The organism is Enterobacteriaceae bacterium Kacie_13 (assembly GCA_013457415.1).
GTDB lineage: Bacteria > Pseudomonadota > Gammaproteobacteria > Enterobacterales > Enterobacteriaceae > Rahnella.
Map to the genome: position 1 here is coordinate 207,749 of CP045666.1, position 26,101 is coordinate 233,849.

The 26,101-nt window shown below is 51.5% G+C and carries 23 protein-coding genes and 2 pseudogenes; all 25 read right to left on the reverse strand.

Annotated features, from left to right (window positions below; genetic code table 11):
* Positions 1-28: 28 nt before the first annotated feature.
* Positions 29-193 carry a DUF2474 family protein gene (locus GE278_22330; protein ID QLK63530.1) on the reverse strand — a complete coding sequence of 55 codons (165 nt, stop codon included), beginning with the start codon at positions 191-193 and terminating at the stop codon, positions 29-31.
* Positions 194-204: 11 nt separating this feature from the next.
* The gene (gene cydB / locus GE278_22335) at positions 205-1,212 is read right to left on the reverse strand and encodes a cytochrome d ubiquinol oxidase subunit II (GenBank protein QLK63531.1); all 1,008 of its coding nucleotides are present in this window, start codon (positions 1,210-1,212) and stop codon (positions 205-207) included.
* Between the two features lie 2 nt (positions 1,213-1,214).
* The gene (locus tag GE278_22340) at positions 1,215-2,639 is read right to left on the reverse strand and encodes a cytochrome ubiquinol oxidase subunit I (GenBank protein QLK63532.1); all 1,425 of its coding nucleotides are present in this window, start codon (positions 2,637-2,639) and stop codon (positions 1,215-1,217) included.
* A gap of 562 nt (positions 2,640-3,201) precedes the next feature.
* The gene (locus tag GE278_22345) at positions 3,202-4,566 is read right to left on the reverse strand and encodes a type VI secretion protein ImpA (protein ID QLK63533.1); all 1,365 of its coding nucleotides are present in this window, start codon (positions 4,564-4,566) and stop codon (positions 3,202-3,204) included.
* Between the two features lie 26 nt (positions 4,567-4,592).
* Entirely contained in the window at positions 4,593-5,027 is a 435-nt protein-coding gene (tssE, locus tag GE278_22350) for a type VI secretion system baseplate subunit TssE (protein ID QLK63739.1), read from the reverse strand.
* Positions 5,027-5,572: a type VI secretion system lipoprotein TssJ gene (gene tssJ, locus GE278_22355; GenBank protein ID QLK63534.1), complete on the reverse strand. Its 546-nt coding sequence runs from the start codon at positions 5,570-5,572 to the stop codon at positions 5,027-5,029. The genes tssE and tssJ overlap by 1 nt, the downstream gene beginning before the upstream one ends.
* The gene (tssG, locus tag GE278_22360; protein ID QLK63535.1) at positions 5,538-6,626 is read right to left on the reverse strand and encodes a type VI secretion system baseplate subunit TssG; all 1,089 of its coding nucleotides are present in this window, start codon (positions 6,624-6,626) and stop codon (positions 5,538-5,540) included. The genes tssJ and tssG overlap by 35 nt, the downstream gene beginning before the upstream one ends.
* A complete protein-coding gene (tssF, locus tag GE278_22365; GenBank protein ID QLK63536.1) occupies positions 6,590-8,353 on the reverse strand; it encodes a type VI secretion system baseplate subunit TssF in 1,764 nt (587 codons plus the stop codon). Before tssF ends, tssG begins: the two co-directional genes overlap by 37 nt.
* 42 nt (positions 8,354-8,395) lie before the next feature.
* On the reverse strand, positions 8,396-8,821 hold the full coding sequence (locus tag GE278_22370) for a DUF1240 domain-containing protein (protein ID QLK63537.1): 426 nt from the start codon (positions 8,819-8,821) through the stop codon (positions 8,396-8,398).
* 2 nt (positions 8,822-8,823) lie between these two features.
* Complete coding sequence (locus GE278_22375; GenBank protein QLK63538.1) at positions 8,824-10,083, reverse strand: PAAR domain-containing protein; 1,260 nt, start codon at positions 10,081-10,083, stop codon at positions 8,824-8,826.
* Between the two features lie 13 nt (positions 10,084-10,096).
* Positions 10,097-10,300: pseudogene (locus GE278_22380) on the reverse strand (type VI secretion system protein TssA).
* Between the two features lie 378 nt (positions 10,301-10,678).
* A complete protein-coding gene (locus GE278_22385; GenBank protein QLK63539.1) occupies positions 10,679-11,089 on the reverse strand; it encodes a DUF1240 domain-containing protein in 411 nt (136 codons plus the stop codon).
* A gap of 1 nt (position 11,090) precedes the next feature.
* A pseudogene (locus GE278_22390) lies at positions 11,091-12,346 on the reverse strand (PAAR domain-containing protein).
* 13 nt (positions 12,347-12,359) lie between these two features.
* The gene (tssA, locus tag GE278_22395) at positions 12,360-13,952 is read right to left on the reverse strand and encodes a type VI secretion system protein TssA (GenBank protein QLK63540.1); all 1,593 of its coding nucleotides are present in this window, start codon (positions 13,950-13,952) and stop codon (positions 12,360-12,362) included.
* Positions 13,952-17,377 carry a type VI secretion protein VasK gene (locus GE278_22400; protein QLK63541.1) on the reverse strand — a complete coding sequence of 1,142 codons (3,426 nt, stop codon included), beginning with the start codon at positions 17,375-17,377 and terminating at the stop codon, positions 13,952-13,954. Before GE278_22400 ends, tssA begins: the two co-directional genes overlap by 1 nt.
* Positions 17,374-18,597 (reverse strand): hypothetical protein, encoded by a 1,224-nt coding sequence (locus tag GE278_22405; protein QLK63542.1) that lies wholly within the window; start codon positions 18,595-18,597, stop codon positions 17,374-17,376. Before GE278_22405 ends, GE278_22400 begins: the two co-directional genes overlap by 4 nt.
* A 147-nt stretch (positions 18,598-18,744) precedes the next feature.
* On the reverse strand, positions 18,745-19,572 hold the full coding sequence (locus GE278_22410) for a hypothetical protein (GenBank protein QLK63543.1): 828 nt from the start codon (positions 19,570-19,572) through the stop codon (positions 18,745-18,747).
* Between the two features lie 122 nt (positions 19,573-19,694).
* Positions 19,695-20,456: a hypothetical protein gene (locus GE278_22415; GenBank protein QLK63544.1), complete on the reverse strand. Its 762-nt coding sequence runs from the start codon at positions 20,454-20,456 to the stop codon at positions 19,695-19,697.
* 24 nt (positions 20,457-20,480) lie between these two features.
* Positions 20,481-21,263: a hypothetical protein gene (locus GE278_22420; protein QLK63545.1), complete on the reverse strand. Its 783-nt coding sequence runs from the start codon at positions 21,261-21,263 to the stop codon at positions 20,481-20,483.
* Positions 21,264-21,287: 24 nt separating this feature from the next.
* On the reverse strand, positions 21,288-22,070 hold the full coding sequence (locus GE278_22425) for a hypothetical protein (protein QLK63546.1): 783 nt from the start codon (positions 22,068-22,070) through the stop codon (positions 21,288-21,290).
* Positions 22,071-22,091: 21 nt separating this feature from the next.
* Positions 22,092-22,865 carry a hypothetical protein gene (locus GE278_22430; GenBank protein ID QLK63547.1) on the reverse strand — a complete coding sequence of 258 codons (774 nt, stop codon included), beginning with the start codon at positions 22,863-22,865 and terminating at the stop codon, positions 22,092-22,094.
* A gap of 24 nt (positions 22,866-22,889) precedes the next feature.
* On the reverse strand, positions 22,890-23,663 hold the full coding sequence (locus GE278_22435) for a hypothetical protein (protein ID QLK63548.1): 774 nt from the start codon (positions 23,661-23,663) through the stop codon (positions 22,890-22,892).
* 24 nt (positions 23,664-23,687) lie between these two features.
* Positions 23,688-24,470, reverse strand: coding sequence for a hypothetical protein (locus GE278_22440; protein QLK63549.1), 783 nt, complete (start codon positions 24,468-24,470; stop codon positions 23,688-23,690).
* 24 nt (positions 24,471-24,494) lie between these two features.
* Entirely contained in the window at positions 24,495-25,277 is a 783-nt protein-coding gene (locus tag GE278_22445) for a hypothetical protein (protein QLK63550.1), read from the reverse strand.
* Between the two features lie 24 nt (positions 25,278-25,301).
* The gene (locus GE278_22450; protein ID QLK63551.1) at positions 25,302-26,084 is read right to left on the reverse strand and encodes a hypothetical protein; all 783 of its coding nucleotides are present in this window, start codon (positions 26,082-26,084) and stop codon (positions 25,302-25,304) included.
* Positions 26,085-26,101 lie beyond the last annotated feature (17 nt).

Consider the following 26,101-nt stretch of genomic DNA (forward strand, 5'->3'; position numbering starts at 1 on the left):
GCCGACATCGCAGCGGCCTCCTTTTAACTCAATGCTCCCGCATCCCCGCCATATACATTAGCACATGGAATACCGTCGCCACGACGAATAACCCCAGAACGCTGCCGCCCCAGATAATCGCCATCCAGCCGATGCGTTTCCAGAAAGGCGCTTTGGTGATGACGCTGTTATCCATTTTCTGAATCAAATTCATAATGCGTGCCCTCAGTGATAACCCTGATCCGGCGTGACTTTCCCGCGGAATACGTAGTAGCTCCAGAAGGTGTACACCAAAATGATTGGAATGATGAACAGCGCGCCGACCAGAATGAAGCCCTGACTTTGCGGCGGTGATGCGGCTTCCCAGATGGAAATGGACGGCGGAATAATGTTTGGCCAGATGCTGATCCCAAGGCCGGTATAGCCAAGGAAAACCAGCGCCAGCGTCAGCAGGAACGGCGTGTGATGCGCTTTTTTGCTGATGGCGCGGTACATCCATGCAGAAACCAACACCACCAGCACCGGTACCGGCAGGAACCAGTACAGGTTAGGGCGCGTGAACCAGCGGGTCGCGATATCGCTGTGCGAGACGGGTGTCCACAGGCTGACCGCCGCCGTCACCAGCAGGAACAACACCAGCAGCGGTTTGGCGATTTTATGCATCGCGTCCTGCAGTTCGCCTTCGGTTTTCATGATGAGCCAGGTGCAACCGAGCAGGGCATAAGCCACCACCAGCGCAACGCCGCAGAACAGCGTGAACGGCGTCAGCCAGTCCAGCGCGCCTCCAGCATAGGTGCGGTTAACCACTGGAATGCCGTTGATTACCGCACCCAGCACCACGCCCTGACAGAATGTCGCCAGCACTGAACCGCCGATGAAAGATTTATCCCACACATGACGTTTAGCTTCGCTGGCTTTGAAACGGAACTCAAATGCCACGCCACGAAATATCAGCCCGAACAACATCAGCGTCAGCGGTATGGTCAGCGCATCGAGAATGACCGAGTAGGCCAGGGGGAAAGCGCCGTACAGCGCCGCGCCACCCAGCACCAGCCAGGTTTCGTTGCCGTCCCAGACCGGTGCGACGGTGTTCATCATCACGTCGCGGTCATGTTCTTTTTTCACCAGTGGGAAAAGCAGCCCGATGCCCAGATCAAAGCCGTCCATCACTACGTACATCATCACCCCGAAGATGATGATCAAAAACCAGATCAGCGGTAAATCGATACCCATTATCAAACTCCCTTAGCGTCGTCGGACAGTGATTCTTTGATGGCAGACAATGGACGCGCAGGCGTCCGGTGCTGGCCGGGACCGCCGTGATCGACGCTTTCACCTTCGTGCGCCTGCGGACCCTTGCGGATCAGACGCATCATGTAGCCGTAGCCGACCCCGAAGACCGAGCAGTAGATCACGATGAACAGGATCAGGCTGACGCTCATCTGCAACACGTTATGGTTGGAAACCGCGTCTTTGGTGCGCAGCAGGCCGTAAACGACCCATGGCTGGCGACCCATTTCCGTGGTGATCCATCCCGCCAGTAACGCCAGAAGACCTGAAGGACCCATCAGGAAAGTAAAACGCAGGAACGCTTTTGAGGTGTACATCTTGCCGCCGCGACGCAGGATGAGGCTCAGCACGCCAAGCAAAATCATCAACATACCCAGACCGGCCATGATGCGGAAGGTGTAGAAAATCACCGAGGAGTTCGGGCGGTCTTCTTTAGGGAATGATTTCAGCGCCGGGATCTGATGTGTCAGGCTGTGCGTCAGGATCAGGCTGCCGAGATAGGGGATTTCCACCGCGTAGCGTGTTTCTTCGCGGTTCATATCCGGGTAACCGATCAGCACCAGTGGCGTCGGTTTATTGTCTTTATTCTCCCAGTGGCCTTCAATTGCCGCGATTTTAGCAGGCTGATATTTCAGGGTGTTCAGACCGTGGGCGTCGCCCAAAAAGGCCTGGATCGGGGAGACGATCAGTGCCATCCACATCGCCATCGACAACATGGTGCGGATAGCGGGCGTGTCGCGGCCACGCAGTAAGTGCCACGCTGCCGCAGACCCGACGAAGAATGCGGAAGCGAGGAATGCCGCCGTGGTCATGTGCATCAGGCGGAACGGGAACGACGGGTTGAAGATGATCTTCATCCAGCTGACCGGCACCACCAGATTTTTCACAATCTCGTACCCCTGCGGCGTCTGCATCCAGCTGTTAGAGGCGAGGATCCAGAACGTTGACATCAGCGTGCCGAGCGCCACCATGCAGGTGGAGAAAAAGTGCAGACCCGGGCCGACACGGTTCCAGCCGAACAGCATCACGCCGAGGAAGCCTGCTTCGAGGAAGAATGCCGTAAGCACTTCGTAGGTCAGAAGCGGGCCGGTAATGCTCCCGGCAAACGAGGAGAACATGCTCCAGTTGGTGCCGAACTGGTAGGCCATCACCAGACCGGAGACCACGCCCATACCGAAGTTAACGGCAAAGATTTTCGACCAGAAATGGTACAGGTCGCGGTAAGCCTCTTTTTTGGTTTTCAGCCACATCCCTTCGAGCACTGCCAGAAAACTGGCCAGCCCGATGGTGATGGCAGGAAAAATGATATGGAAAGAGACGGTGAACGCAAACTGGATACGGGCCAGTTCAAGCGCATCAAGACCAAACATAACAACCTCTTTTTGTGCGTCAGGTAATCCTTTCAAACACAGGCACCGGCACGGGATCCGGCGATGTCTGACATTCGCAGGTGAAGTCTTGAATGAAAGGAAGGTATAACGGGGTTTTGCGAGAGGGCGATTTAACCACAGCGTATAAAGGCATTAACAGGGACGGTTTCGCAGGGAAATCAGTCCCTGAAACACTTTCCAAACCAGGGGGAAGAAAGGCGGAAGAAACTAAATCGGTCAGGAGTACAGGAAAGCGCGATTAACCCTAAAAAAAGCGTGGAAATAATGTTGCGTTGATCTGGATCAAACAGTTTGGATGTTTTAGGGATGTAATTACCCTGCATACGGTAATGGTATGTTGTGTACCAAAGCAGTTACTAAATGGTTAAAATTCCAATGCGCTTTGTGCATTCTGATCCTAATGCAATGTAAATTTATGTCATCAGTTTTGAGAAAAATGCGGTGCGAAGGGGTAACGGTTGTAGCAAATTTTTACATTTTGAGTAAAAAGATGAGGGCCGCCAGCAGAACAAAACTGCCGGCGGCGGCATGAAGGGATTTACTAAGGCGTCGAAAGCGGTGATGCCGGATCCAGCATCGCATAGCGGTTCATTAACTGCGTAAACTGAACGTCGAGTTGCTTTAGCAGTTGCGGGGATACAGCCGTGTTCTGCTGTTTCGCTTCTGCGAGTTTACGCAGCGATTCTTCGACCGGTGTGGCGCTGTTGAGTGCCTGCTGGATGGCAAAGACCGAGGATTTCAGCTGGGAGACGGTCATATATTTGCCGCGCTGCTCGTCCAGCCCGTTGAGCTTATCCGCCAGCTGTTGCAACTGCGTGTTCGCCGAGTACCAGCCATTCAGGTTTTCCAGCGGAGTGGCGTTGGCGGTGAGCTGATCCGTCCATTCCTGCGTCAGCTTTTTGGTTGCCGGATTATCCGGCCACAACACCTGTGTCTGATGCACCAGTTGTGTGCCGGTATCCTGCGCCCAGCGCGGGGAGAGTTTTGCCAATTGGTGAGTTTGTTGCTGCGTTGCGTTGATAAGCTGAGGCGCTTCGCGGTTCAGCATCTCTGTTTCACTGTTTTTTAACGCTTCGAGGATCGGCGCACTCAGCGGTTTCGGTACGCTCTGAAGCGTCGTCATCAACTGCTCACTGGCCGGTCGATGATAAAAGGCATTCATGCCAGCCATCACGCCGCTACCTGTCAATACTGACACCACCACACCGGCGATAAATCCTTTCCATTGGGTCGGGCGTTTGGCGGGAGGATGTGTGGGGATCACCCTCTGCGACTCAGCGGTTTCGGGCTGTGCTACGTACACCCACGGCTCACCTGCGCTGACTGACCACTCCCTTTCCGCCTGCGCTGCCGCCGCGGGCAGCACGATGGCCGCATCGGCAGTGGCGTGCATGTTCTCTAAGCGCACCGCCGCCCCGTGCATAAAGGTGCTTAGCGTCGCCAGCTGGCTGGCGTGTTTCAGTTCGAGACGTTGCAGGGCGTCACACAGCGCGTTGATCAGCTTTTCAGCCTGATAAATCTGCGGCAGGTCGCGGTATTCCAGTGTCATACCGCGCAGGGATTGCTGGAGGCGCAGACTCAGACCCGTGAGGATCTCCATTCGCGCATGCACCGGCTGCGGCCACAACGCCGGCCACTGGCGGGAGATCAGCGCGTCGAGGATCGCTAATCCTTCATTCAGCCCGAAGAGCCCGACGAGTTGCGATCTGGCCTGCGTGTACCAGGAGGCGGTTTGCAGTTCGATACCGTTTTGCTGAAACAAGCTCAGGCACAGCTGCTCGACCTTTTTCCAGTTCACATCCGGGCGCGCCGGATGAGAGAGTTTACTCATTTCTTCGCGTAAAGCCGTGTAATCGGCCAGCGCACGCGGATCACCTCCGGTGCGCAGCTGGCGTTCAATAGACATTATCGATTCCTTTCACAGGGGGCTGATCAGATGAAGTGCTGTTGTTTCAGATGGCGGATCAATACACGGCCTTCAGGCATAAACGCGGTGCCAAAGCGCACCAGTCCCACCTCTTTCAGTTCGGCGTCGATGCCGTATTCCAGATGACCGGGCGTGGATTGCGGGAGTAGCACAACAGTCAGCCGCTTCAGGCGCGGCTCGTATTTGAGCAGCGTGCCGGAGAGGGTGGTCAGCAGGGAATGCGCCGTGCCGGGCATCCCCTGTAAGATTTTACTCATGTCCGGCAGGCCATAATCCGGCAAATGGCTGAGCGTTCCGGCGCGGCAGTTGAGAATGCGCTGCATGTTGTCGAGCACGGAAAGCACTACCTGATGCTCGTCACTGACCTGATGAAGCTCGAGGCCGCCCGCAAAGTTGCCGAGCAGCATTTCGTAGAGTGAGGGAGATCGGGAGCCGGGCATCATTTTTTCTCCGCAAGCAGGGTCAGCGCGTTATTACCCAGTTCGATAGTGCGGGGTTCATCCGGATCCAGATCTTCACGGCTTAACACCAGACGCCACTGACCTTTGGCCATATCCGGATTACGGAACAGCCCCACGACGGCCACAAATTTGGCCTCCTTCTCCATCGGCATATCCAGCGATGCCGCTGTGCCCGGCTTTACGACCACGTTGTGACTGGCGAGAAGATCGTCTTTCAGAGCATCCTCGCCGTCGCCTGCCAGTTGCTGATAGACCGTTTTCTGGAAGTTTTTATCATCCCGCAGCTGATAAACGCGAACCATGACTGGCTGTGAGGATGAGTTCGCCTCGGTGGCATCGGTATTGAGAGCTTCACGGGCGGTGAAATCCAGATGCAGCACTTTTATCTGCTTATAAAAAAAAGATTTTGTGGCTGAGACAGTGCCGTCTGTCACCGTTTGGGTCAGCCCGCAGCCGCTCAGTAATAAAGCCAGCGCAGGCAACCAGAGTTTACTTTTTAAAGAGGTATTTAATAACACGACCATTTCCTTCCTGATGCATATCAGGAGCCATTCCGCTGTAGCGGCCCAGCTCCACGGTAAAGTATTCGGGGATATCCTCTGACGGTGCGCCATCGCCCAGCCCCAGCACACCGGTCAGCCCCAGCCGTATCGGTGAATCCCCCAGCACGGGCGCAGGAAGCAGGTGCGTCGGCACCGTCAGCTGAATACAGGCCTTATAGCGCCAGCCAAGATACACCCGCAGCAGTACCTGATAATCCGCATAAATCTGACCGTCCGGCAGCCATTCACTGGCTTCGTCAGGGTCTGAGGTGTGCAGGGAAATCAGCAGCTGGCTGTTGGCATCGGTCGCCTCATCGCCCATCACGGTGTAACCGTCCAGCCAGTTAGCCCCTTCCTCAGCAAATGTCATCGGCGCGGCGATGCGCACGGTGCGCAGGCAATGCGGCGTGATATCCGCCTGTGTAAACGGCGCTAACAGACGCACCAGCGCCTGCACGCCTTCCGCCGTTCTTCCCGGCTGGCGCATCACGCTGAGCAATGCCAAAAAACGTGAGGTCGGTGTCGCAAAATGCTGTTGCGAACCGGGGATCCCCATGCCAATCAGCCCCAGCAGGCTTTGCGAAGTGTTATCTTTGCCGCCTGCTTCGAAGGTGGCCGGATACGAGTACTTTCGCCAGATGCGGTAGAACTGCGTCATGATGCGGTGGTTGAAGATATCGAGAAAACCTTCGAGGGCCTCATGCCCTTCGCGCTGCTGGGTGATGTCGTCGATATACGACGTCGGCAGCGGCGAATCCACTCCGTACAGCCCCATAAAGGTGGTACGCACCGTCGGCGGCGCATCGGGATGTTCTTCATCTGTTTCGAAGGCTTTCAGTTCACTGACCGGGAATCCCATGCCCGGATGTGGGCGAAAACGCACCGGGTCGTCGGCAGGATTGGCGGTGCTCCCCAGCGGGAGACTACCCGGTTGTTGTTCCAGTAACTGACAAAAGCGGAAGAAGTTGATCTTGCCGATGTCGCGCTCAAGCCGGGCATTTAGCCGGGAATGCGCGGCTTGTGATTCTCTTCCCATTCCAGACGTTCTCCTGTCGGTTGCAGTATCAGGGTCAGGCGGTTAAACAGATGAATATCGGTGTACAGTGCGAAGAAGCGGCTGAGCATCTCTCCGAACAGGCAGATATCCCCTGTGCCAGCAAACCCGTTGCTGTCGAGGGTGATTTCAATATGCACGCCGCGCAGCAGATAACCGCGTTCAAAGCGCTCAATCTCGCTGTGCTTCACCTCGGCGATAGCATCCAGACGGCGGCGGTTCATTTCATTTTCCGTCCAGTCATACAGCGCCAGCGTGCCGCGCAGGACTTCGGCGTTATCCATCATCCACAGGAAGCTGCTGCCCAGATGGCTCAGCACCCGCCAGTGAAAACGGTCACGGTTCGGCGGGTAACAGGGCATGGTCGGCACAGACAGATTGCGCACCCGCACATTGGCCCCGGTGGATTTCACCGCGGTATCCAGCAACGTGCTTTGCAGGGATTTGCGGGGTAACTGGCCGTTGGTACCGGTCAGGCTCAGGGACAGGTTTTCATTCTCCGGTACGGTGTGGTTATCAAACGCCTCACCGCCCAGCACCAGCCACGTATCGTGCAGGCCGGAAGGGCCACGTTTGACGCGCGTATGGTAGTAATACTCCGGCGCGTCGTGGCGCAGCATCCCCCCTTTGTGGCGGAAGCTGGTAAACGGCACATACACCTGATGCCCGGAATGTTTGGAAGAGATCACCGAGTCCACCGAGTAGATCTCGGTATAGCCATCCTGCACGCGCATCGGGCGCAACAGATATTCCGTCTGCAACGAGGAGAGCGAGAGCGGGTCAGATTCCAGCGGGAACAGGTTAATGACCGGGACGCAATGTAAACGCAGATGCTTTTCTGAGAACGAGAAATCATGCTCCCAGCGTTTCTCCAGTACCACGTCAATTTCAAACCACGCCAGCTCTGCCGGTAAGGCCACGGTTTCCAGCCCTTTCAGCGCGGCGAACATGAATTTTTCACGGAAGGTGAAGTATTCCAGCAGCAACTGATAACCACTGAACGCGCTGTCGCCTTTTGGCCACAGCTGGTCTTTCTCACTGAATCCCTGTGGCGAAAAGCAGCCGTCCAGCGGCTGACGGTCGGATTGCCCCGGCAAACGGATCCACAGTTTGGCGGTATTGAGCGTTAAGGCTTCATGCAGGGCGCAGGCCAGTGGCGCATCGGCATCAAAATAAAGCGGCAGATGGCTCAGGGACATTTTGCTCCAGTCGGCAAGCTCACCGCAGTGAAAACGCAGACGGATCACCGAGCGGCCGTCCGGCTCGGTGTCCAGCACCGCGCGGCTAAGCGAAAGCGGCAGCAGATCAATATCCTGCGTGGTGGTGTAGCGGCATCGCGTGCGACGCTCTCCTATCGGCCGGGAAAGCACTTCAAAGCCTTTGCTCACCGCCATGCGCTCTTTCATTCCTTGCCATTCGGGGGTGAATTCCACAATGGAGAGGGAAGGGATGGTGCGCAGATAGTGCGGCCACAACAGGCTGACCAGCCCTTCGGTCAGTTCCGGCAGATCGTCGTCGAGTTTTTCCCTCAGGCGACCCATCAAAAAGGCAAAACCTTCAAACAGGCGTTCTACATAGGGATCACGGGCACCGGCTTTATCCAGATTGAGTCCGGCAGCACGGTCAGGGTGCGCACGAGCAAATTCTTCGCCCGCCTCGCGCAGGTAACGCATTTCGGCGTCAAAATAACGCAGGGTTAAGTCGTCCATGTTTTTCTTTTCATTAAGGTGAGTGAGCTGAACGGAGTGGCATTAATTATGGCATAGCGATTCATCAAGTACATATTGGGTTGCCATGCCCGGGGTCCAACCCAGAGGAATGCCTTGACATTGAATATACCCTCGAACACTCAAATGATATTTATAAATGAAATAAAACGAAATCGTGGAAATTAATATTACAACTATCGAGGTCATTGAAAATATCATTAACTTCTTCCCGCGTTCGGTTGATATTTGTTTCCCGTGGGCAATGACAGGAATAATCATCAATAAGAAAGGAATGGTTACTAATGGTGAAAATGCCGCAAAAAAACTCCACGCAGAAAAAATAATGACAGGGGTATTATCAAAATATTTGAACATAGATTCAAAAGCGAAGAATGATATCATTAATGATAACAGAGAGAAAAAAACAAATCCTAAAAATGCCAAAAATCTGTGTTTAAGGTCATACATGATTAATGCATCCGTGGTGTAACTTCGTTAATGGATGAGCGTAAGTATTTAACCACTTGATCTTCTATAACTTTTACGCCTTTATTTAGCATTTTATCTGCGTACATAGCGCCCAAATCCCAAACTCCTTTTTCTATCTTCCTTGCTTCCCAAACGAACTCTTGCTGAGCTGCTTCTATATACTTAACTACTTTGTCAGTTATTCCAAATTTTTCATCCATCGTATTGAGTATCCACGCTGTTCCAAAACCAAAAACAACGACAACAACCAAAGGCCCTATGACAAAAGGTGTCATTGAAATGACTGCCCCGGCTCCCCAAACCACAGCTGAAACAATACCAACTTTTACCACGTCGGTAGCAAGGCTGCCAACAAACGTGGCTAAATTGGTTTGGTCATTTAAAATATAATCAGCGGTTCGGTAAGCGGCGGCAACATAAATTGTCAATCTTGCACCGTCTATTACAGATTTTGCTAATCCATATTTTCCAATCCCAATGTCTACAACCTTAGGGTTTTTTAATGCAAACACCGGTGCATTTAGTATTTTCCGCACACCTGGATAACCAGATATTTTGATAAGCTCAGTACCTTTCTCATTCGCAAAAGTCGTGGCTTTGATACCAAAGCTACCAAGTTTCGCTATCAGAATTGATGTATTTATTGCATCTCGTCCATTCAGACCATAGTTCACAATGATTTGTCCTGGGCCAGATTGAGTAATATCTACCCATCCTTTTTTAAAGGCATTCCAACTAGCCAGTATCTCATACCCTTCTTCAGGCGTAAGTAGCATCACATCCTGATTTCGGGCTTCAAGCATTGCCCGGATACGATCGTCGGGTAACGTATGTGTATTAATCAACGCAGTTGCAGGATAATCAGGTACATAGCCTGATTCAGTTTTTTCCCCAGTCACATAGGACGACAATACCGGCTGTTTTGTCTGAACTGGTGTTGCTTTATTCTGAGTCTCGCCTGTCCTAATCTCATACGTTTTCGTTGTTATCGAAGGAATGAAACGCGCCTGACATGGGCAACTACTTTGGCTGTGTAAGGTGCCTGCAAACTTTCGGCCGTGAATCGAATTAGCCGGTATGGGGCCGACGATAACGAAAATCCCCGGAACTTTACCGCAGGTAACCTGTTCTTGTTCCCGGGCAATTGCCTTCCCCATGAGGGTGTGAGCAGGGTCACCTCCGAGGATTTTTCCTCCACACGTCGTTTTGTCGCCAATGACGAGGTAATAACCTTTTGCCATGATGTTCTCCTTTTTAACCGCACAACACCGCGGCGCGGGCAGGGTCCAGTGCTATCAGCCCGCTGAGCAGGTGTTCCATTTCGATCAGTAAACGGTTCTTGTCACCGTCGCCGCGCTGAGTTTTCATGCGCAGTAATTTCAGGCGGCGGGCTTTGACTTCGAAAATTAATTCGGGCTCCCACTGCTGCAAAGTGAGCGCTGTGCCACCGTTATCGAGATCGCTTTCTTCGCCCGCCTCGCGCAGGTAACGCATTTCAGCGTCGAAGTATCGAAGGGTTAAGTCGTCCATAGTGGGTCTCAGTAAAATAAAGATGACCAAAATCAAGAGGGGCTAATTCATATTCATTTACTAGCTATCTTACTTTTTCTAAGATAAGTAGGATCACGACACATTGATTAGAATGGAATTATACTTTTGATATGAAGATAGCAAATATAACCCAGTAAAAAAATAGAGAAAGATAATCCAGAGAAAGTTAAAAAATCCAAAAAAGAGAAAACATTGCTTCATATTATATTTTGTCATAAACCCGCGGTATTATGTGTATCACCCTCTAATTACATTAAAAATTAAATCTAACGCTCTCTTTTTAGCTCACTTTCCACATAATTGAATACTAATAGCATATTTTTTCGCAGTCCCAGGCATCCAACCTGAGGGGGATTCTTGACATGAAATGTACCCTTTATGTTCAAGAATAGAAATATACCCTAATGAAATGAATATTACTAAAACAAAAGAAAATACACACAAATATTTGAAATATGGCATTAATTTCTCCATCTTCTCAATGGCTGTATTTCGTTCATAAATACATTCTAAAAAAAACCAACAAATTGGGAAGGTGAAAATGATTGGAATACAGACTAAACCAATAGACATCCATGAGAAAGCTATTACATGCCTAAATTCGAGATAATTTGTTATTTCACTAATCCAAAAGTACAGAGATAATAAAGATGTGCTGAATAATATAAATAATGAGGAAATCGATCTTATTTTCATTTCAATATTCTCTAAGGTTTATCCCACTAAGAGTATCTCTTAGGTAATTTCTAACTTCAGATTCAATGACTATTTTACCTCTTATAAGCATTTCATCGGCAAACATAGCTCCCAAGTCCCAAAACCCTTTTTCCATATCTCGCGCTTTTTCAACAAACTCTTGTTGAGAATGCTCAATGTATTCAATTAGCTGGTCGGTTATCCCAAATTTTTCATCAAGCTTGTTTAACCCCCAGGCGGCTAAGAAACCAACACCTACCACAATTGCTAAATTTAGCGCTATAAATGGAGTTATGATAATAACACCTGCAGTAAAAGAAATGATTGAAACAATCCCGATTTTAATCACGTCCGTTGCAATAGAACCAATAAATGTTGAAAGTGTAGTTTCATCGTTTAAAATGTAGTCAAGAATTCTATAAGCTGCAGCAACATAAAAAGTAACTCTGGCTCCTTCTATAATTGATTTTGTAACTCCAAATTTCCCGATTCCTAAATCTACAATTTTAGGGTTTTTAGCAGCAAAAACTGGCGCGTTCAAAACTTTTCTAACCCCGGGGTAGCCACTTATTTTAATCAATTCTGTACCCTTAGCATTAGTAAAGTTCGTTGCTTTAATGCCAAAATTGCCAAGTTGAGAAATAATCATCGAAGTAGTGACTACATCTTTGATATTTGTACCGTAGCTGACTATAAACTCCCCCGGAAGGGCTGTGTGATCTGTAGCCATCCGCTCTTGTACGTTCCCCATGAGCTTAGTACCTCGATACATTCTTCTGGAGTCAGCAGAGCTATGTCTTGATTATTCGCTTGTAGCATTCCTCTAAGTTTCATATCAGGCAATGTATCTGTATTAATCAACGCAGTTGCAGGATAATCAGGTACATAGCCTGATTCAGTTTTTTCCCCAGTCACATAGGACGACAATACCGGCTGTTTTGCCTGAACTGGTGTTGCTTTATTCTGAGTCTCGCCTGTCCTAATCTCATACGTTTTCGTTGTTATCGAAGGAATGAAACGCGCCTGACATGGGCAACTACTTTGGCTGTGTAAGGTGCCTGCAAACTTTCGGCCGTGAATCGAATTAGCCGGTATGGGGCCGACGATAACGAAAATCCCCGGAACTTTACCGCAGGTAACCTGTTCTTGTTCCCGGGCAATTGCCTTCCCCATGAGGGTGTGAGCAGGGTCACCTCCGAGGATTTTTCCTCCACACGTCGTTTTGTCGCCAATGACGAGGTAATAACCTTTTGCCATGATGTTCTCCTTTTTAACCGCACAACACCGCGGCGCGGGCAGGGTCCAGTGCTATCAGCCCGCTGAGCAGGTGTTCCATTTCGATCAGTAAACGGTTCTTGTCACCGTCGCCGCGCTGAGTTTTCATGCGCAGTAATTTCAGGCGGCGGGCTTTGACTTCGAAAATTAATTCGGGCTCCCACTGCTGCAAAGTGAGCGCTGTGCCACCGTTATCGAGATCGCTCAGCAAATGCAAAGCCATATCATTCTTACCGTATTGTTCCGCAACGCGAGCCATCACCAAACGGATCAGCCACTGATGTCGCGGTGTGCTGATGCCGGGACGTGACTGCAACCAGCGCAGGGAGGTTTCGACGCCGTCGCTGTCGGCCTGCGTCAGTGCTTCGGATTCGAGCTGAAGGATGTCGTCTTCGCCACAAGTGACCGCAGCGGCAGTTTCGTTATCCCATCCGATGTCAGATTCCAGCACGTGCTGGTTAATCCAGCTTTGCGTCACTTCATCGGCGAACGGCGTGCCGTCGCTCCAGGCTAAACTTTCCAGCCCCGGCAGACGGGTCAGTAGCAGATTGAGATCCTGCGTGATGCATGTGGCCCAGCCGTCATAAGGTGCGCCAGATTTTGTGAGTGCCTGATGCAAATACCACTGCACATCCAGCCAGAAGTGGTTAACCCCTTCACTAAATATGGATCCCGCCTGCTCCAGCAATTCCAACCAGCTTTGTTGAAGGTAAAGACGTTTCAGCTGGGCGCGATATTCAGGGCGCGGCGGCATCAAACGGGTGCGACCACTGGCATCCAGCGGTGGCAGTTCGTGTACGGTGTCCCAGCGCACGCTTTTGATGAGATGATGGCCGGAGAGCCAACCCTGCGGTTGATCGCGAAGGTATTTCGCCAGCGTTTTGGCCTGTTCCATCAAATCGCGTCCTGACTGTACCGCGCGTATGGATGGAGCGCTGTTGCTCTCCGGCGCAGAGGAAGACGAACTGCTGTTTTGCGGAACGACGGCGTTCATACCGCCGGATTGTACCAGCCGGTTTTCCAGCGCGGTAAACAATGCGCCCAGCTGCGGACGGGAGGCTTCGTCCCAGCTGCTCAGTGCGTGTTCGATGAGCGTCAGCGCACCGACGATGCGGGTAAAATCAGTTTTTTCCACTTCTGGATACAACGACAGGCTGTCCAGTACGCGGGATCCGGAAATCCATTCCAACGCCGTTTTGCGGCTGGCGGCACGCAGGGGATGCAAGCTTTCGCCAAAACGGGTGATTAACCCGGCCAGCAGGGACAGGCCGTCGGCCAGACCGGCCTCACCGTCACGATGCAGACGCGCCCAGATGTAATAGGTGGCGACGCGCACGTCCTTGCACTGGCCGGTCAGCAGTTTTTCTGCCAGCTCGCAGGTGAGTGTGGTGTCTGCGCCAGAGAGTTTGTTGACCTCTTCGCGCATCTGCTGAAAATCATCGTCGTAGCCGGGGTCGGTTCCGGCGGGATTATCTGACGAGAGTGGTTGCAGCCAGTTGACCCAGAGTTCGGCCTGCAAATGCGCCTGCTTTAACAGCGATTCACTTTCTGCGCCGCAAGCGGTTTGGAGTGTGGTTAATGTGGCCATTATTGTTCCTCGGCGATCGCATCAGGATCAAAAGGTTGCTCGGTTTGCGCCGGTGCGGCCTGTATCAGGAAAATCTGTTTGGGCAGCGTGAAGTTACGTAACTGCAACAGACCGAGCGGACCTTTGCCCAGCTCGGTGCGCAATATCCATTGCAGCGGCTGTTTGTCCGGGGTGGTGAAGGTCAGCTGATAGCGGCCTTCGTCCAGCTTTTGCTGTTTTGCCTGCTCCATCCAGCGGATAAGCCCCCAGGTTCCCTGATAATCACCGTACAAACGCGCCCCGGCGGAGGTCGAGGTCCACGTCAGCATGGTGCCCGGTTTATAGGTATCCCCTGGCCAGCGAAAACTCTGCCAGCTTTCCATTTGGTTGAAGTAATGCAGTTTTTGTCCGTCGATCGACAGACTGGTTTCCACCACGTCAGGCACCGGGCGCGCCAGCAGTTCGAAGCGCATACCCTGACTGCCGTCGGTGAACAAAATGTCAGAGATCTGGCTCAGCTGATTAATCGCCGTCAGGAACTCCGGGTTAAACGTCAGCCCCTGACTGTTCACTTTGTCCGGCACCCACCGCGTGCCTTCTTTATGCAGAACGCCGCTCAGCTGACGGGTCAGGAAGCTGTCAATTCGGCCGCTGTCTTTGCGGATAAATTCTGCCAGCATCGGCAGCGACGCATCACTTTTACTGACCGCAAAGGGATAACGCCCATCAAAGGCTGATTTCCAGTTCGCCACGATGGCGTTTTTCCACTGGTCATTCAGGCTGGCGGAGGACGGCTGTAACACGGTCTCCCACGCCTGCGTCAGCGGCTGGACAAACATGCTCTGACCGAACCCGCTCCACTCCTCACCCAGACTGGCGGCAATCAGGCTGCCGTATTCCTGCGTGTCGGTCAGATCGACGCTTTTCCCCTGAAAGACGGTTTGCGCCAGTATCTGCGTCATTTCCTGCGGGTCTGAGGAGTTCGCAACCTGCTGGAGTTTCAGACGCACGCGGGTAACGCGGGTCAGCAACGTTTGCAGGCTGAGGGAGCTGTCAGTGGACATCATGTTTTTTGCGTTGCCTTTGCCCATCAGCGTCAGCAACGGCCCGAAGGTCTCATCCAGCGGGCCGACCGGTCCGCTGGCCTGCTGATCGATAGCCGGTTGCGCGTCGCTGTTGATCAACGCTTTGGCGGATTTCACCAGAGAGTCGGTCAGCGCCTGATCTTTCTGCCCGGTCTGCCCTTGCCACGCCAGCGTATTCATCAAGGCAATCAGCGGCGACTGACGCACGTCACTCATCAGCGTCAGCTGGTCGATAACGTCTGAAAGATTGTGCGCTTCGTTCCAGCGCAGGCTGTTGAGGAAGGTCAGCCAACTGCCGGCAAAATCGGTGAAGTAGCGTTCAGTAAGACGTTTTTTCAGCGCCTCGGGGGAAATGTTATCGGCGACCGAGTGGCGGTTATCACTCAGCACCCAGTCAATTTCTTCGCGGCGTGATTCCACCGCTTTGTCGATCGCCTGCTGGATCTGTTCATCCCACGCCTTGCGGGTAAACATGCCCGGCACTACGTCTTCGCTGGTAAACAGACGCTGCGCATCGGTTCCGCCAGTCATATCGACGAGCGTCATGTCCGCGTAATTGCGGCGCACCGAGAGCAGCATATTTTCATACAGCGTACTTTCGGCATTGCGCTGGCCGATTTCTCCCAGCAGCACCTGACGTGCTTGTGATACCAGGGATTTATCGGCGGTGATTTTCCATGAGGATTGCGTGGGTAAATTCACCGCATAGAACAGCCATAAATCCGGTGCCAGACTTTGCCAAAGACCGGTAGATACGCCGGGACGAGCCGGTTCTGTGGTTTTCATCACCTGGGCGTAAAATGCGCCATCGGCTTTTTCAGGGCGCGCCATCATCAGATAGGCTTTCAGCTGGTCATAACCTGATTTTGCCAGCGCCGCACGCTTTGGACTATTGGCGGGCAGGCTGGCCAGTTCGTTAAGTTTTTGCTGCAAACTTGCCGCGGCTGCATCACGAATCAGACGGTTGCTGGCGTTGCCATACCAGGGCATCAGGGTAGTCAGCAATTGGGCATTGTGATCCAGACTAAAACGCTGATACCACGGCGATCCTTTTGCCACGCGGACCTGCATCCGGCCAATATCATTGCGCAATGCCTGTAAGGCGAGCAGCTGTTCATCAGAGACCGGCTGGGGCTTCGCCAGAACCTGAGCCTGATCAGCGGCAGAAATCATCTGATGACGGTTCATCGCAAAAGACAACACGCTGCCCGCGCCCCACAGAACAATCAGCGCGAGCACGCTGTAGCAGAGCGTTTGCTCCCACGGCAGACCGACGCGGCGACCCTGCGCAGACCGGCAATCCTCCAGTACACCCTGCCAGCTGGCTGGCGCCGCCCAGGTTTTTTCATGCACATCTGTCGCCGGCGTTGAGGCATCAGGCAGGCTGAACATCAGCCCGCGCAGGGGAATGCGCTGACTGTATTCGCTGAACCACGGCGTCAGGATCCTGCGCCAGCGCAATGCCGCGGATCCTTGCAGCGTGTTGGCCAGACGCAGAAGGAAATCATGCTGACGGTTTAGAAAGACCTGCTGTAACCCCTGTTCGCGAAGCTGAGGGATCAGCGATTTCAGCTGCGATTCTACCGATTCCGGGGATGCATTCACGCCAAAAACCGTGCCCACCGGCTGTTCAGCACGCTCAGCCTGCGGCCATGCACTGTCGCAAACCTGCCACAGATACACCGGCGGCTGATAACGCAGCGCTTGACCGGTTTTTTCCAGCGTCCGCAGGCCGTCATCCATCCACTGCGCGCTCTGGCTTTGTGATTCTGTCATCGCCCAGACAATGCCATCGAGCGGGCGGCTGCGACGAAGTTTCCGCCATTGGGCCAGACGGGTTTCATCTGCTTCTTCATGCAGACTGCCACCATGGAACAGCACCGTTCGCTGACCTTCCAGCCAGCCTTGCGCCGCCAGTGTTGGGGCGAGCGCTGCGATTTGTTCTGGCTCACCGACGACCATCAGCAGGCGCACTTTGTAACGCCAAAACAGACCGTAGCGGCGGCGGAGGCGGTTTTTCAGCTGAGTAATTTCTCCCTGAGATTTATCTTCCGCTTTTTCGGTTTTCACCGGGGCAGGGGCATCGTCACCTCCTGCATGCTGACGGTCGTTTTTGAAGCTTCTACGTGCCTCAGATCGGGTTCCCCAGAACAAAAAAAAGGCCAGCAGGAAAAAGGCAATACACACAGCGGCAGAACCACTCAGCCACGCATACCAGCCAGGTGTCTGCGGGACTAATTTCAAATATTCAGGCTGAAAGCACACTATCCAGAAAACAACCGCCCCCGCCAGTGAGGCCATTAGCACCAGACACCAGAACACCAGTTCCGGTTTTTTCAATAGCGAAAGGATCCGCCTCATACTCCGCTCTCCTTAATTGAAGCTACCGGGGATACCACCATGTTCCATACCTTTCCATTTTGTTGTTCGTGGCATATCAGCAGGTGATGTGCCGGATGTTGTTGTATTGCCTGAGCTGCAGCGGCAACAGCAATCCAGGCCGCACCTTTACCGGGGTTGCCCATGAAATCATTAAAGTTGTGAGTTCTTGTTTGTGGTTCAATAGAGCTTAATGATGAAGAGCTTATAGCCTTCATCAAAGCAAGATACTCATCAGTCTCTGCCGTCATTCCGCTCAGCCAAAGATGCTCTGGTACTTCAGGTGTAACAGGCACCCAATCGAGTGCTTGCCTAATCGCATATTCAAATGCATCAGATGACTCCCCTACCTGTTCCGGTCTGTGGAGAAAAGCTATCGGGGGGAGTAGGTGCTGAGTCAGACGGTTACCCATCAACACCCCACTCACGGCCTCTGCCGACAGAGGTGTGTCCGCTGCGGCATACTGGCATGACACGACAAGCAACAGATCCTCGCTCTGAATGTTATGATCCAACCAGTGATCAATAGGTTGCATGCCGGAAACGGATATCCGGGAACAGGGCTGGGTGATCCCTCGGCTTTCCCAGGCGCGCCACCAAATCGCCTCTGTCTGTTCTTCTGGCAAAGAGGACGAGGACTCGAAGATCAACCTGACAGGTTTATTCTCAGGCAGTAGCGCAAAGCGCAGCGCCAATTGTTTTGCCAATACGGTAAATAACAACTCAAGATGACTTTCCTCAGACATGCCTGCAGTTCTGGCTAGCTGGCTCAGGCGAATGTTTTCTTCACCCCGCCAGGAGCGCTGGGGGAAGAGCACATTTTCATTGCGCAGGAGGTTGCTGGCCACTGAAGCAAAGGGGGCGTCTGCTGATGAATGTGCGGTGCAACACTCTGCCGCCAGTATTTGCAACACTCTGCGTCCCCGACGGACTTCCTGAATAATGGTTTTTTCTCTTTGTTTGTCCCAGGCGTTGGCAAAAATCTGTCTCAGCAGGTAAATCAAAAAAAGAATAAGCAGCAAGGCTCCTACAACCAGTCCGGGGACACCGACAGACAGCCACATATTATTTTTTCCCGTCAACAGACGAGACAGAAAAATGCTCAAACCAACCAGAATAACAAGCACCACCATCCAGCGAGACAGCCGGGGTGGAGTGGGTCTGATGCAGGTTTTTGGAATATTTTTTAAATCTACGGGCATATCTTTTTTCTTGTATTAGAGAACTCTGGGGAGTTAAATGGCAGAGGCAGGTAATGCTTTATAGGCGACTGGATTTCCCTATGCTATACCGTTTTTTTACCCCAGAGTTTATTCAGAGATAATGTAGAAGTTACCGTGACTTATTGTTTACGCGGCGTTATGTTCAGTCAGTTTAGATAAAATATTTCCCATGGCTGTCGAAACATAGTCACGCTCCCCCTCAAGCCAGCCCTTACGTAGTGTGCAGGTTTTATCCACTTCAGGTGTTTGTATGTGTAACTTATAAATACGGTTATCGACATGCGTGACTTTGACATTATTATATGGGACACGGTAGGTTTCGGAATACAGTCCAGGGGTAATGATTAACTCATCTTTTGACAAACCGATGACAATCCGATTTTTCAGGCGGAAACCATTAACCAGAGCCAGCACGCCCGCTCCTACCAAAATCCCACCGGTCCCGAGACCCATGGCCATTATCGCCCCTCCGAGTACAATAAAAATTACGCCATTAATAAAAAACGGAGTTGTTTTGAAGAGTAATTTCACATCTTCATTCGCCTCTGTAATTTCTTCCGTATTTCCTTCTGCAGGTGTAATTAAACCTGTCCCCCCCTCAGTGTTTATATTTCTCTCTTCTTCTGAAGCGGAAAATACAGTCATGCCCTGGTTGGTTTTTTTTTCGTAACTTGACATGTATCCCATGAAAAACACCATGCCAATGGGGAGCATGAAAAATGCGCCAATGCCTGCGATAATCCGCCCCACTTTTGGTGTCAAAAATAACAAACCAATACTTGCAATTTGCATGACCAATGCAGCAATAAATAATGGGAATACAATAGCCCACACCTGGTGTGAATGGTCATAATCGTAGCCGCCCGCTGTTGCAGATAAATTAAACCATGCAATGCATGTAATTAATATATTAATAAACAAACCAATCCAAAGCATTAAGCTTATTTTTTTCATGTTAAATTCCTTTTAGATAAATAAAAACACTGTTGATTTATAATAACGCGGCACAGTTCAATGTGTCGGTTTGAACAGAAAAAATCTAAGAGAAGCAAATCCAGTTGCCGATGCAAACCGGTTTAAGGGGCAGTTGTCGATTCACTCTCCCATTCATCCGGCCACTGGTCGGCTTTGCGCGGGCGCCAGTCATCCGGGCGGCCGGGGCTGTCGGGCTCTGCAACAACATTATCGTGTTGCATATACACACAGAGATAACTCCATATTTGACACAACTGTTCCCGCGAGCTGCGCTCTTTGGCGATAAGAAAGCGGGTCACGACTTTGTTGGTACCGGGCTCGCAGACGGAACCAAAAAGCCGATATCCCGAATCTACTCGCACATTGGAATAGCCAATTTCCCCGTGCACATCTGCCCAGTTGTATGACCGAATGGTGGTTGGCCATTTGAGCCACGGGAAGAACGTATGTTTGTATTCGTAGATATAGATTTTTTGTCTTTTGCGATTCAAACGGAGGGGCTGGTCACGGGGTTGGACAAAATACATTTTCAGGCAAAAAAGCGCCAGTGGAGAAAACGCACATGCACCTGTTAATCCTAAAAAAATCATCACATAGTCATCGTGCCCTACCTGTAGAACAAAACCAAAAATCCCAAAGACAGCAGCAAAAATAGAAATGAAAATTCCGCATACAAGCATCCCCCCCCATACCACTTCCGTGCTATACCGAGGTATTTCCAGAAAAGTATCGTTGAGTGTAGTAAGCCAACGTAGTTGTGGTGGCACCAACTGCGGTTCGTGGTTCTCCGGCATATCTTCCCGCCAGCAGGAGATTGGAGGGTTGAGCTTTGGCTCCGATTCATTAAATGTAAACAGAGGCATGGTTGTGCAATCCTTGTCAGAGTCTTACTTCTGCGTGTCAGGCGCAGTGGTCGATTCCCGTTCCATCTCCGCAGGCCACTGGTCGGCTTTGCGCGGTCGCCAGTCGTCCGGGCGGCCGGGGCTGTCGGGCTCTGCAACAACCTTATCGTGTTGCATATACACACAGAGATAACTCCAGATCTGGCACAACTGTTCACGCGAGCTGCGTTCCCTGGAATCCTTAGCGATAAGAAAGCGGGCAATAACGTTGTGGGTTCCCGGTTCACAGACTGAGCCAAATAGCTGATGCCCCATGTCTAACCGCGCGCCGGGGTAGCAAATTTCCCCATGCACATCCGCCCAGTTGTAAGATCGGATGGTGACCGGCCATTTGAGCCAGGGAAGAAATGTACGTTTGAATTCATAAATATAGATTTTTTGTCGTTTCCGGTTCAGGCGGAGGGGTTGATCGCGGGGCTGGACAAAATAAACTTTGAAGGAAAAAAATGCCAGACTAACCATAACCAATGCCCATCCCAGTCCTATCGATATCATCCAATAGCCTTCAATACCTTTCTGCATGAATAAACCAGAGATTCCAAATCCAATAGCTAGGATACATAATAAAATCCCACTCAGAAGTACCCCTCCCCAGGCAACTTCCGTGCTGTACCGAGGTATTTCCAGAAAAGTGTCGTTGAGGGTAGTAAGCCAGTGCAGTTGTGGCGGCACCAACTGCGGTTCGTGGTTCTCCGGCATATCTTCGCGCCAGCAGGAGATTGGAGGGTTGAGCTTTGGTTCCGATTCATTAAATGTAAACAGAGGCATGGTCGTGCAATCCTTGTCAGAGTCTTACTTCTGCGTGTCAGGCGCAGTGGTTGATTCCCGTTCCATCTCCGCAGGCCACTGGTCGGCTTTGCGCGGTCGCCAGTCATCCGGGCGGCCAGGGCTGTCGGGATCTGCAACAACCTGGTCGTGCTGCATATACACACACAGATAACTCCAGATCTGACATAACTGTTCCCGTGAGCTGCGCTCTCTGGAATCCTTAGCGATAAGAAAGCGGGCAATAACGTTGTGAGTTCCCGGTTCACAGACTGAGCCAAATAGCTGATGCCCCATGTCTAACCGCACGCCGGGGTAGCAAATTTCACCATGCACATCTGCCCAGTTGTATGATCGGATGGTGACCGGCCATTTCAGCCACGGGAAGAACGTATGTTTGTATTCGTAGATATAGATTTTTTGTCTTTTGCGATTCAAACGGAAGGGCTGGTCGCGGGGCTGGACAAAATACATTTTCAGAAAAAAAAATGTCAGACTTAACAAGGCGAATATGCAAGGTAATTGTGAAACTATCATCCAATAACCATCAATACCTTTTTGCATGAAGAAACCCAACCCCCCAAAACCAGCTGCTAAAATCGGGCCTAAGATCCCGGGCAGAAGCAGCAAACCCCAGGCTACCTCAGTGCTGTAACGGGGTATTTCCAGAAAAGTGTCGTTCAGCGTAGTGAGCCAGTGTAGTTGGGGAGGGACCAACTGCGGCTCATGGTTCTCCGGCATATCTTCCCGCCAGCAGGAGATTGGAGGGTTGAGCTTTGGTTCGGGTTCTTCAAATGAAAACAGGGGCATATGTACTTCCTTGTCAGAGTCTTACTTCTGCGTGTCAGGCGCAGTGGTCGATTCCCGTTCCATCTCCGCAGGCCACTGGTCGGCTTTGCGCGGTCGCCAGTCGTCCGGGCGACCCGGGTTTGCAGGCTCTGCGGTGACCTTATCGTGCTGCATATACACACAGAGATAACTCCATATTTGACACAACTGTTCCCGCGAGCTCCGCTCTTTGGCGATAAGAAAGCGGGTCACGACTTTGTTGGTACCGGGCTCGCAGACGGAACCAAAAAGCTGGTAACCTGAGTCATAACGGGCACTGGAATAGCGAATTTCCCCATGCACATCTGCCCAGTTGTATGATCGGATGGTGACCGGCCATTTCAGCCAAAAGAAAAACTTACGTTTGAACTCGTAAATATAGATTTTTTGTCGTTTCCGGTTAATGCGGAGGGGCTGATCGCGGGGCTGGGCAAAATACATTTTTAGTCCAGAAAGCGCCATGGCAAAGAATAAAAATGCCCCCCCTAATCCTATAGCAGTCATCACATAATCATCGTACCCATGTTGTATGATAAAACCGAAAGCCCCGACGCCAATACCAAGAGTGAACATTAAAATTGCACTCGCAAGCATTCCCCCCCAGGAAACTTCCGTGCTGTAACGGGGGATTTCCAGAAAGGTATCGTTGAGTGTGGTGAGCCAGTGTAGTTGGGGAGGGACCAACTGCGGTTCGTGGTTCTCCGGCATATCTTCCCGCCAGCAGGAGATTGGAGGGTTGAGCTTTGGCTCCGATTCATTAAATGTAAACAGAGGCATGGTTGTGCAATCCTTGTCAGAGTCTTACTTCTGCGTGTCAGGCGCAGTGGTCGATTCCCGTTCCATCTCCGCAGGCCACTGGTCGGCTTTGCGCGGTCGCCAGTCGTCCGGGCGACCCGGGTTTGCAGGCTCTGCGGTGACCTTATCGTGTTGCATATACACACAGAGATAACTCCATATTTGACACAACTGTTCCCGCGAGCTGCGCTCTTTGGCGATAAGAAAGCGGGTCACGACTTTGTTGGTACCGGGCTCGCAGACGGAACCAAAAAGCCGATATCCCGAATCTACTCGCACATTGGAATAGCCAATTTCCCCGTGCACATCTGCCCAGTTGTATGACCGAATGGTGGTTGGCCATTTGAGCCACGGGAAGAACGTATGTTTGTATTCGTAGATATAGATTTTTTGTCTTTTGCGATTCAAACGGAGGGGCTGGTCACGGGGTTGGACAAAATACATTTTCAGGCAAAAAAGCGCCAGTGGAGAAAACGCACATGCACCTGTTAATCCTAAAAAAATCATCACATAGTCATCGTGCCCTACCTGTAGAACAAAACCAAAAATCCCAAAGACAGCAGCAAAAATAGAAATGAAAATTCCGCATACAAGCATCCCCCCCCATACCACTTCCGTGCTATACCGAGGTATTTCCAGAAAAGTATCGTTGAGTGTAGTAAGCCAACGTAGTTGTGGTGGCACCAACTGCGGTTCGTGGTTCTCCGGCATATCTTCCCGCCAGCAGGAGATTGGAGGGTTGAGCTTTGGCTCCGATTCATTAAATGTAAACAGAGGCATGGTTGTGCAATCCTTGTCAGAGTCTTACTTCTGCGTGTCAGGCGCAGTGGTCGATTCCCGTTCCATCTCCGCAGGCCACTGGTCGGCTTTGCGCGGTCGCCAGTCGTCCGGGCGGCCGGGGCTGTCGGGATCTGCAACAACCTTATCGTGTTGCATATACACACAGAGATAACTCCAGATCTGGCACAACTGTTCACGCGAGCTGCGTTCCCTGGAATCCTTAGCGATAAGAAAGCGGGCTATAACGTTGTGGGTTCCCGGTTCACAGACTGAGCCAAATAGCTGATGCCCCATGTCTAACCGCGCACCGGGGTAGCAAATTTCACCATGCACATCTGCCCAGTTGTATGATCGGATAGTGACCGGCCATTTGAGCCAGGGAAAGCGTGAACGGTTGTAGTCGAAGATATAGATTTTTTGTCGTTTCCGGTTCAGGCGGAGAGGTTGATCGCGGGGCTGAACAAAATACATTTTCAGACAAAAAAGAGAAATACCGAATAAAATAAATGCTCCAAGCAATTGTGGTATCAACATCCAATAATCAGTCACTCCATCCTGCAAAATAAAACCAAACCAACCAACACCAATAGCCATTATGGTAGATAAAATACCAGACATAATCATCCCTCCCCAGGCTACCTCAGTGCTGTAACGGGGTATTTCCAGAAAAGTGTCGTTCAGCGTAGTGAGCCAGTGTAGTTGGGGAGGGACCAACTGCGGCTCATGGTTCTCCGGCATATCTTCGCGCCAGCAGGAGATTGGAGGGTTGAGCTTTGGTTCCGATTCATTAAATGTAAACAGAGGCATGGTTGTGCAATCCTTGTCAGAGTCTTACTTCTGCGTGTCAGGCGCAGTGGTTGATTCCCGTTCCATCTCCGCAGGCCACTGGTCAGCTTTGCGCGGCCGCCAGTCGTCCGGGCGGCCAGGGCTGTCGGGATCTGCAACAACCTTATCGTGTTGCATATACACACAGAGATAACTCCATATTTGGCACAACTGTTCACGCGAGCTGCGTTCCCTGGAATCCTTAGCGATAATAAAGCGGGCAATAACGTTGTGGGTTCCCGGTTCACAGACTGAGCCAAATAGCTGATGCCCCATGTCTAACCGTGCGCCGGGGTAGCAAATTTCCCCATGCACATCTGCCCAGTTGTATGATCGGATGGTGACCGGCCATTTCAGCCACGGGAAGAACCTACGTTTATACTCGTAGATATAGATTTTTTGTCTTTTGCGGTTCAGACGGAGAGGTTGATCGCGGGGCTGGACAAAATACATTTTCAATCCAGAAAGCGTCATGGCAAAGAATATAAATGCCCAGCCTAATCCTATAGCAGTCATCACATAATCATCGTACCCCCCTTGTATGATAAAACCAAAAGCCCCGATGCCAATACCAAGAGTGAACATTAAAATTGCACTCGCAAGTATTCCCCCCCAGGAAACCTCCGTGCTATACCGAGGTATTTCCAGAAAGGTGTCGTTTAGTGTAGTGAGCCAGTGCAGTTGTGGTGGCACCAACTGCGGCTCATGGTTCTCCGGCATATCTTCGCGCCAGCAGGAGATTGGAGGGTTGAGCTTTGGTTCCGATTCATTAAATGTAAACAGAGGCATGGTTGTGCAATCCTTGTCAGAGTCTTACTTCTGCGTGTCAGGTGCAGTGGTTGATTCCCGTTCCATCTCCGCAGGCCACTGGTCGGCTTTGCGCGGTCGCCAGTCGTCCGGGCGGCCGGGGCTGTCGGGCTCTGCAACAACCTTATCGTGTTGCATATACACACAGAGATAACTCCATATTTGACACAACTGTTCCCGCGAGCTGCGCTCCCTGGAATCCTTAGCAATAAGAAAGCGGGCAATAACGTTGTGGGTTCCCGGTTCACATACTGAGCCAAATAGCTGATGCCCCATGTCTAACCGTGCGCCGGGGTAGCAAATTTCCCCATGCACGTCGGCCCAGTTATAGGAGCGGATGGTGACCGGCCATTTGAGCCACGGGAAGAATCTACGTTTATACTCGTAGATATAGATTTTTTGTCTTTTGCGGTTCAGCCGGAGAGGTTGATCGCGGGGTTGGACAAAATACATTTTTAGTCCAAAAGACATCATGGCAAAAAAAATAAATGCCCAGCCTAATCCTATAACTATCATCCCGTAACCCTCGTGCCCCGCTTGTATGACAAAACCAGATATCCCAGTACCTATACTGATAATGAACACTAAAATCGCCCACGCAAGCACCCCTACCCAGGAAACTTCAGTGCTATATCTAGGGATTTCCAGAAAGGTATCGTTAAGTGTAGTAAGCCAGTGCAGTTGTGGCGGCACCAACTGCGGCTCATGGTTCTCCGGCATATCTTCCCGCCAGCAGGAAATTGGAGGGTTGAGCTTTGGTTCCGATTCATTAAATGAGGTAAGTAGCATATTAGTGCAATCCTTTG

Bases quoted from the DNA above. Each gene is read 5' to 3' on its own strand.
- GE278_22415 (QLK63544.1), bottom strand. From the start codon at position 20,456: ATGCCTCTGTTTACATTTAATGAATCGGAGCCAAAGCTCAACCCTCCA.
- tssF (QLK63536.1), bottom strand. From the start codon at position 8,353: ATGGACGACTTAACCCTGCGTTATTTTGACGCCGAAATGCGTTACCTG.
- GE278_22435 (QLK63548.1), bottom strand. From the start codon at position 23,663: ATGCCTCTGTTTACATTTAATGAATCGGAGCCAAAGCTCAACCCTCCA.
- tssE (QLK63739.1), bottom strand. From the start codon at position 5,027: ATGCCCGGCTCCCGATCTCCCTCACTCTACGAAATGCTGCTCGGCAAC.
- GE278_22410 (QLK63543.1), bottom strand. From the start codon at position 19,572: ATGAAAAAAATAAGCTTAATGCTTTGGATTGGTTTGTTTATTAATATA.
- GE278_22400 (QLK63541.1), bottom strand. From the start codon at position 17,377: ATGAGGCGGATCCTTTCGCTATTGAAAAAACCGGAACTGGTGTTCTGG.
- GE278_22340 (QLK63532.1), bottom strand. From the start codon at position 2,639: ATGTTTGGTCTTGATGCGCTTGAACTGGCCCGTATCCAGTTTGCGTTC.
- GE278_22375 (QLK63538.1), bottom strand. From the start codon at position 10,083: ATGGCAAAAGGTTATTACCTCGTCATTGGCGACAAAACGACGTGTGGA.
- GE278_22430 (QLK63547.1), bottom strand. From the start codon at position 22,865: ATGCCTCTGTTTACATTTAATGAATCGGAGCCAAAGCTCAACCCTCCA.
- GE278_22345 (QLK63533.1), bottom strand. From the start codon at position 4,566: ATGTCTATTGAACGCCAGCTGCGCACCGGAGGTGATCCGCGTGCGCTG.
- tssA (QLK63540.1), bottom strand. From the start codon at position 13,952: ATGGCCACATTAACCACACTCCAAACCGCTTGCGGCGCAGAAAGTGAA.
- GE278_22450 (QLK63551.1), bottom strand. From the start codon at position 26,084: ATGCTACTTACCTCATTTAATGAATCGGAACCAAAGCTCAACCCTCCA.
- GE278_22445 (QLK63550.1), bottom strand. From the start codon at position 25,277: ATGCCTCTGTTTACATTTAATGAATCGGAACCAAAGCTCAACCCTCCA.
- GE278_22370 (QLK63537.1), bottom strand. From the start codon at position 8,821: ATGTATGACCTTAAACACAGATTTTTGGCATTTTTAGGATTTGTTTTT.
- GE278_22405 (QLK63542.1), bottom strand. From the start codon at position 18,597: ATGCCCGTAGATTTAAAAAATATTCCAAAAACCTGCATCAGACCCACT.
- GE278_22420 (QLK63545.1), bottom strand. From the start codon at position 21,263: ATGCCTCTGTTTACATTTAATGAATCGGAACCAAAGCTCAACCCTCCA.
- tssJ (QLK63534.1), bottom strand. From the start codon at position 5,572: ATGGTCGTGTTATTAAATACCTCTTTAAAAAGTAAACTCTGGTTGCCT.
- GE278_22385 (QLK63539.1), bottom strand. From the start codon at position 11,089: ATGAAAATAAGATCGATTTCCTCATTATTTATATTATTCAGCACATCT.
- GE278_22425 (QLK63546.1), bottom strand. From the start codon at position 22,070: ATGCCCCTGTTTTCATTTGAAGAACCCGAACCAAAGCTCAACCCTCCA.
- tssG (QLK63535.1), bottom strand. From the start codon at position 6,626: ATGGGAAGAGAATCACAAGCCGCGCATTCCCGGCTAAATGCCCGGCTT.
- cydB (QLK63531.1), bottom strand. From the start codon at position 1,212: ATGGGTATCGATTTACCGCTGATCTGGTTTTTGATCATCATCTTCGGG.
- GE278_22330 (QLK63530.1), bottom strand. From the start codon at position 193: ATGAATTTGATTCAGAAAATGGATAACAGCGTCATCACCAAAGCGCCT.
- GE278_22440 (QLK63549.1), bottom strand. From the start codon at position 24,470: ATGCCTCTGTTTACATTTAATGAATCGGAACCAAAGCTCAACCCTCCA.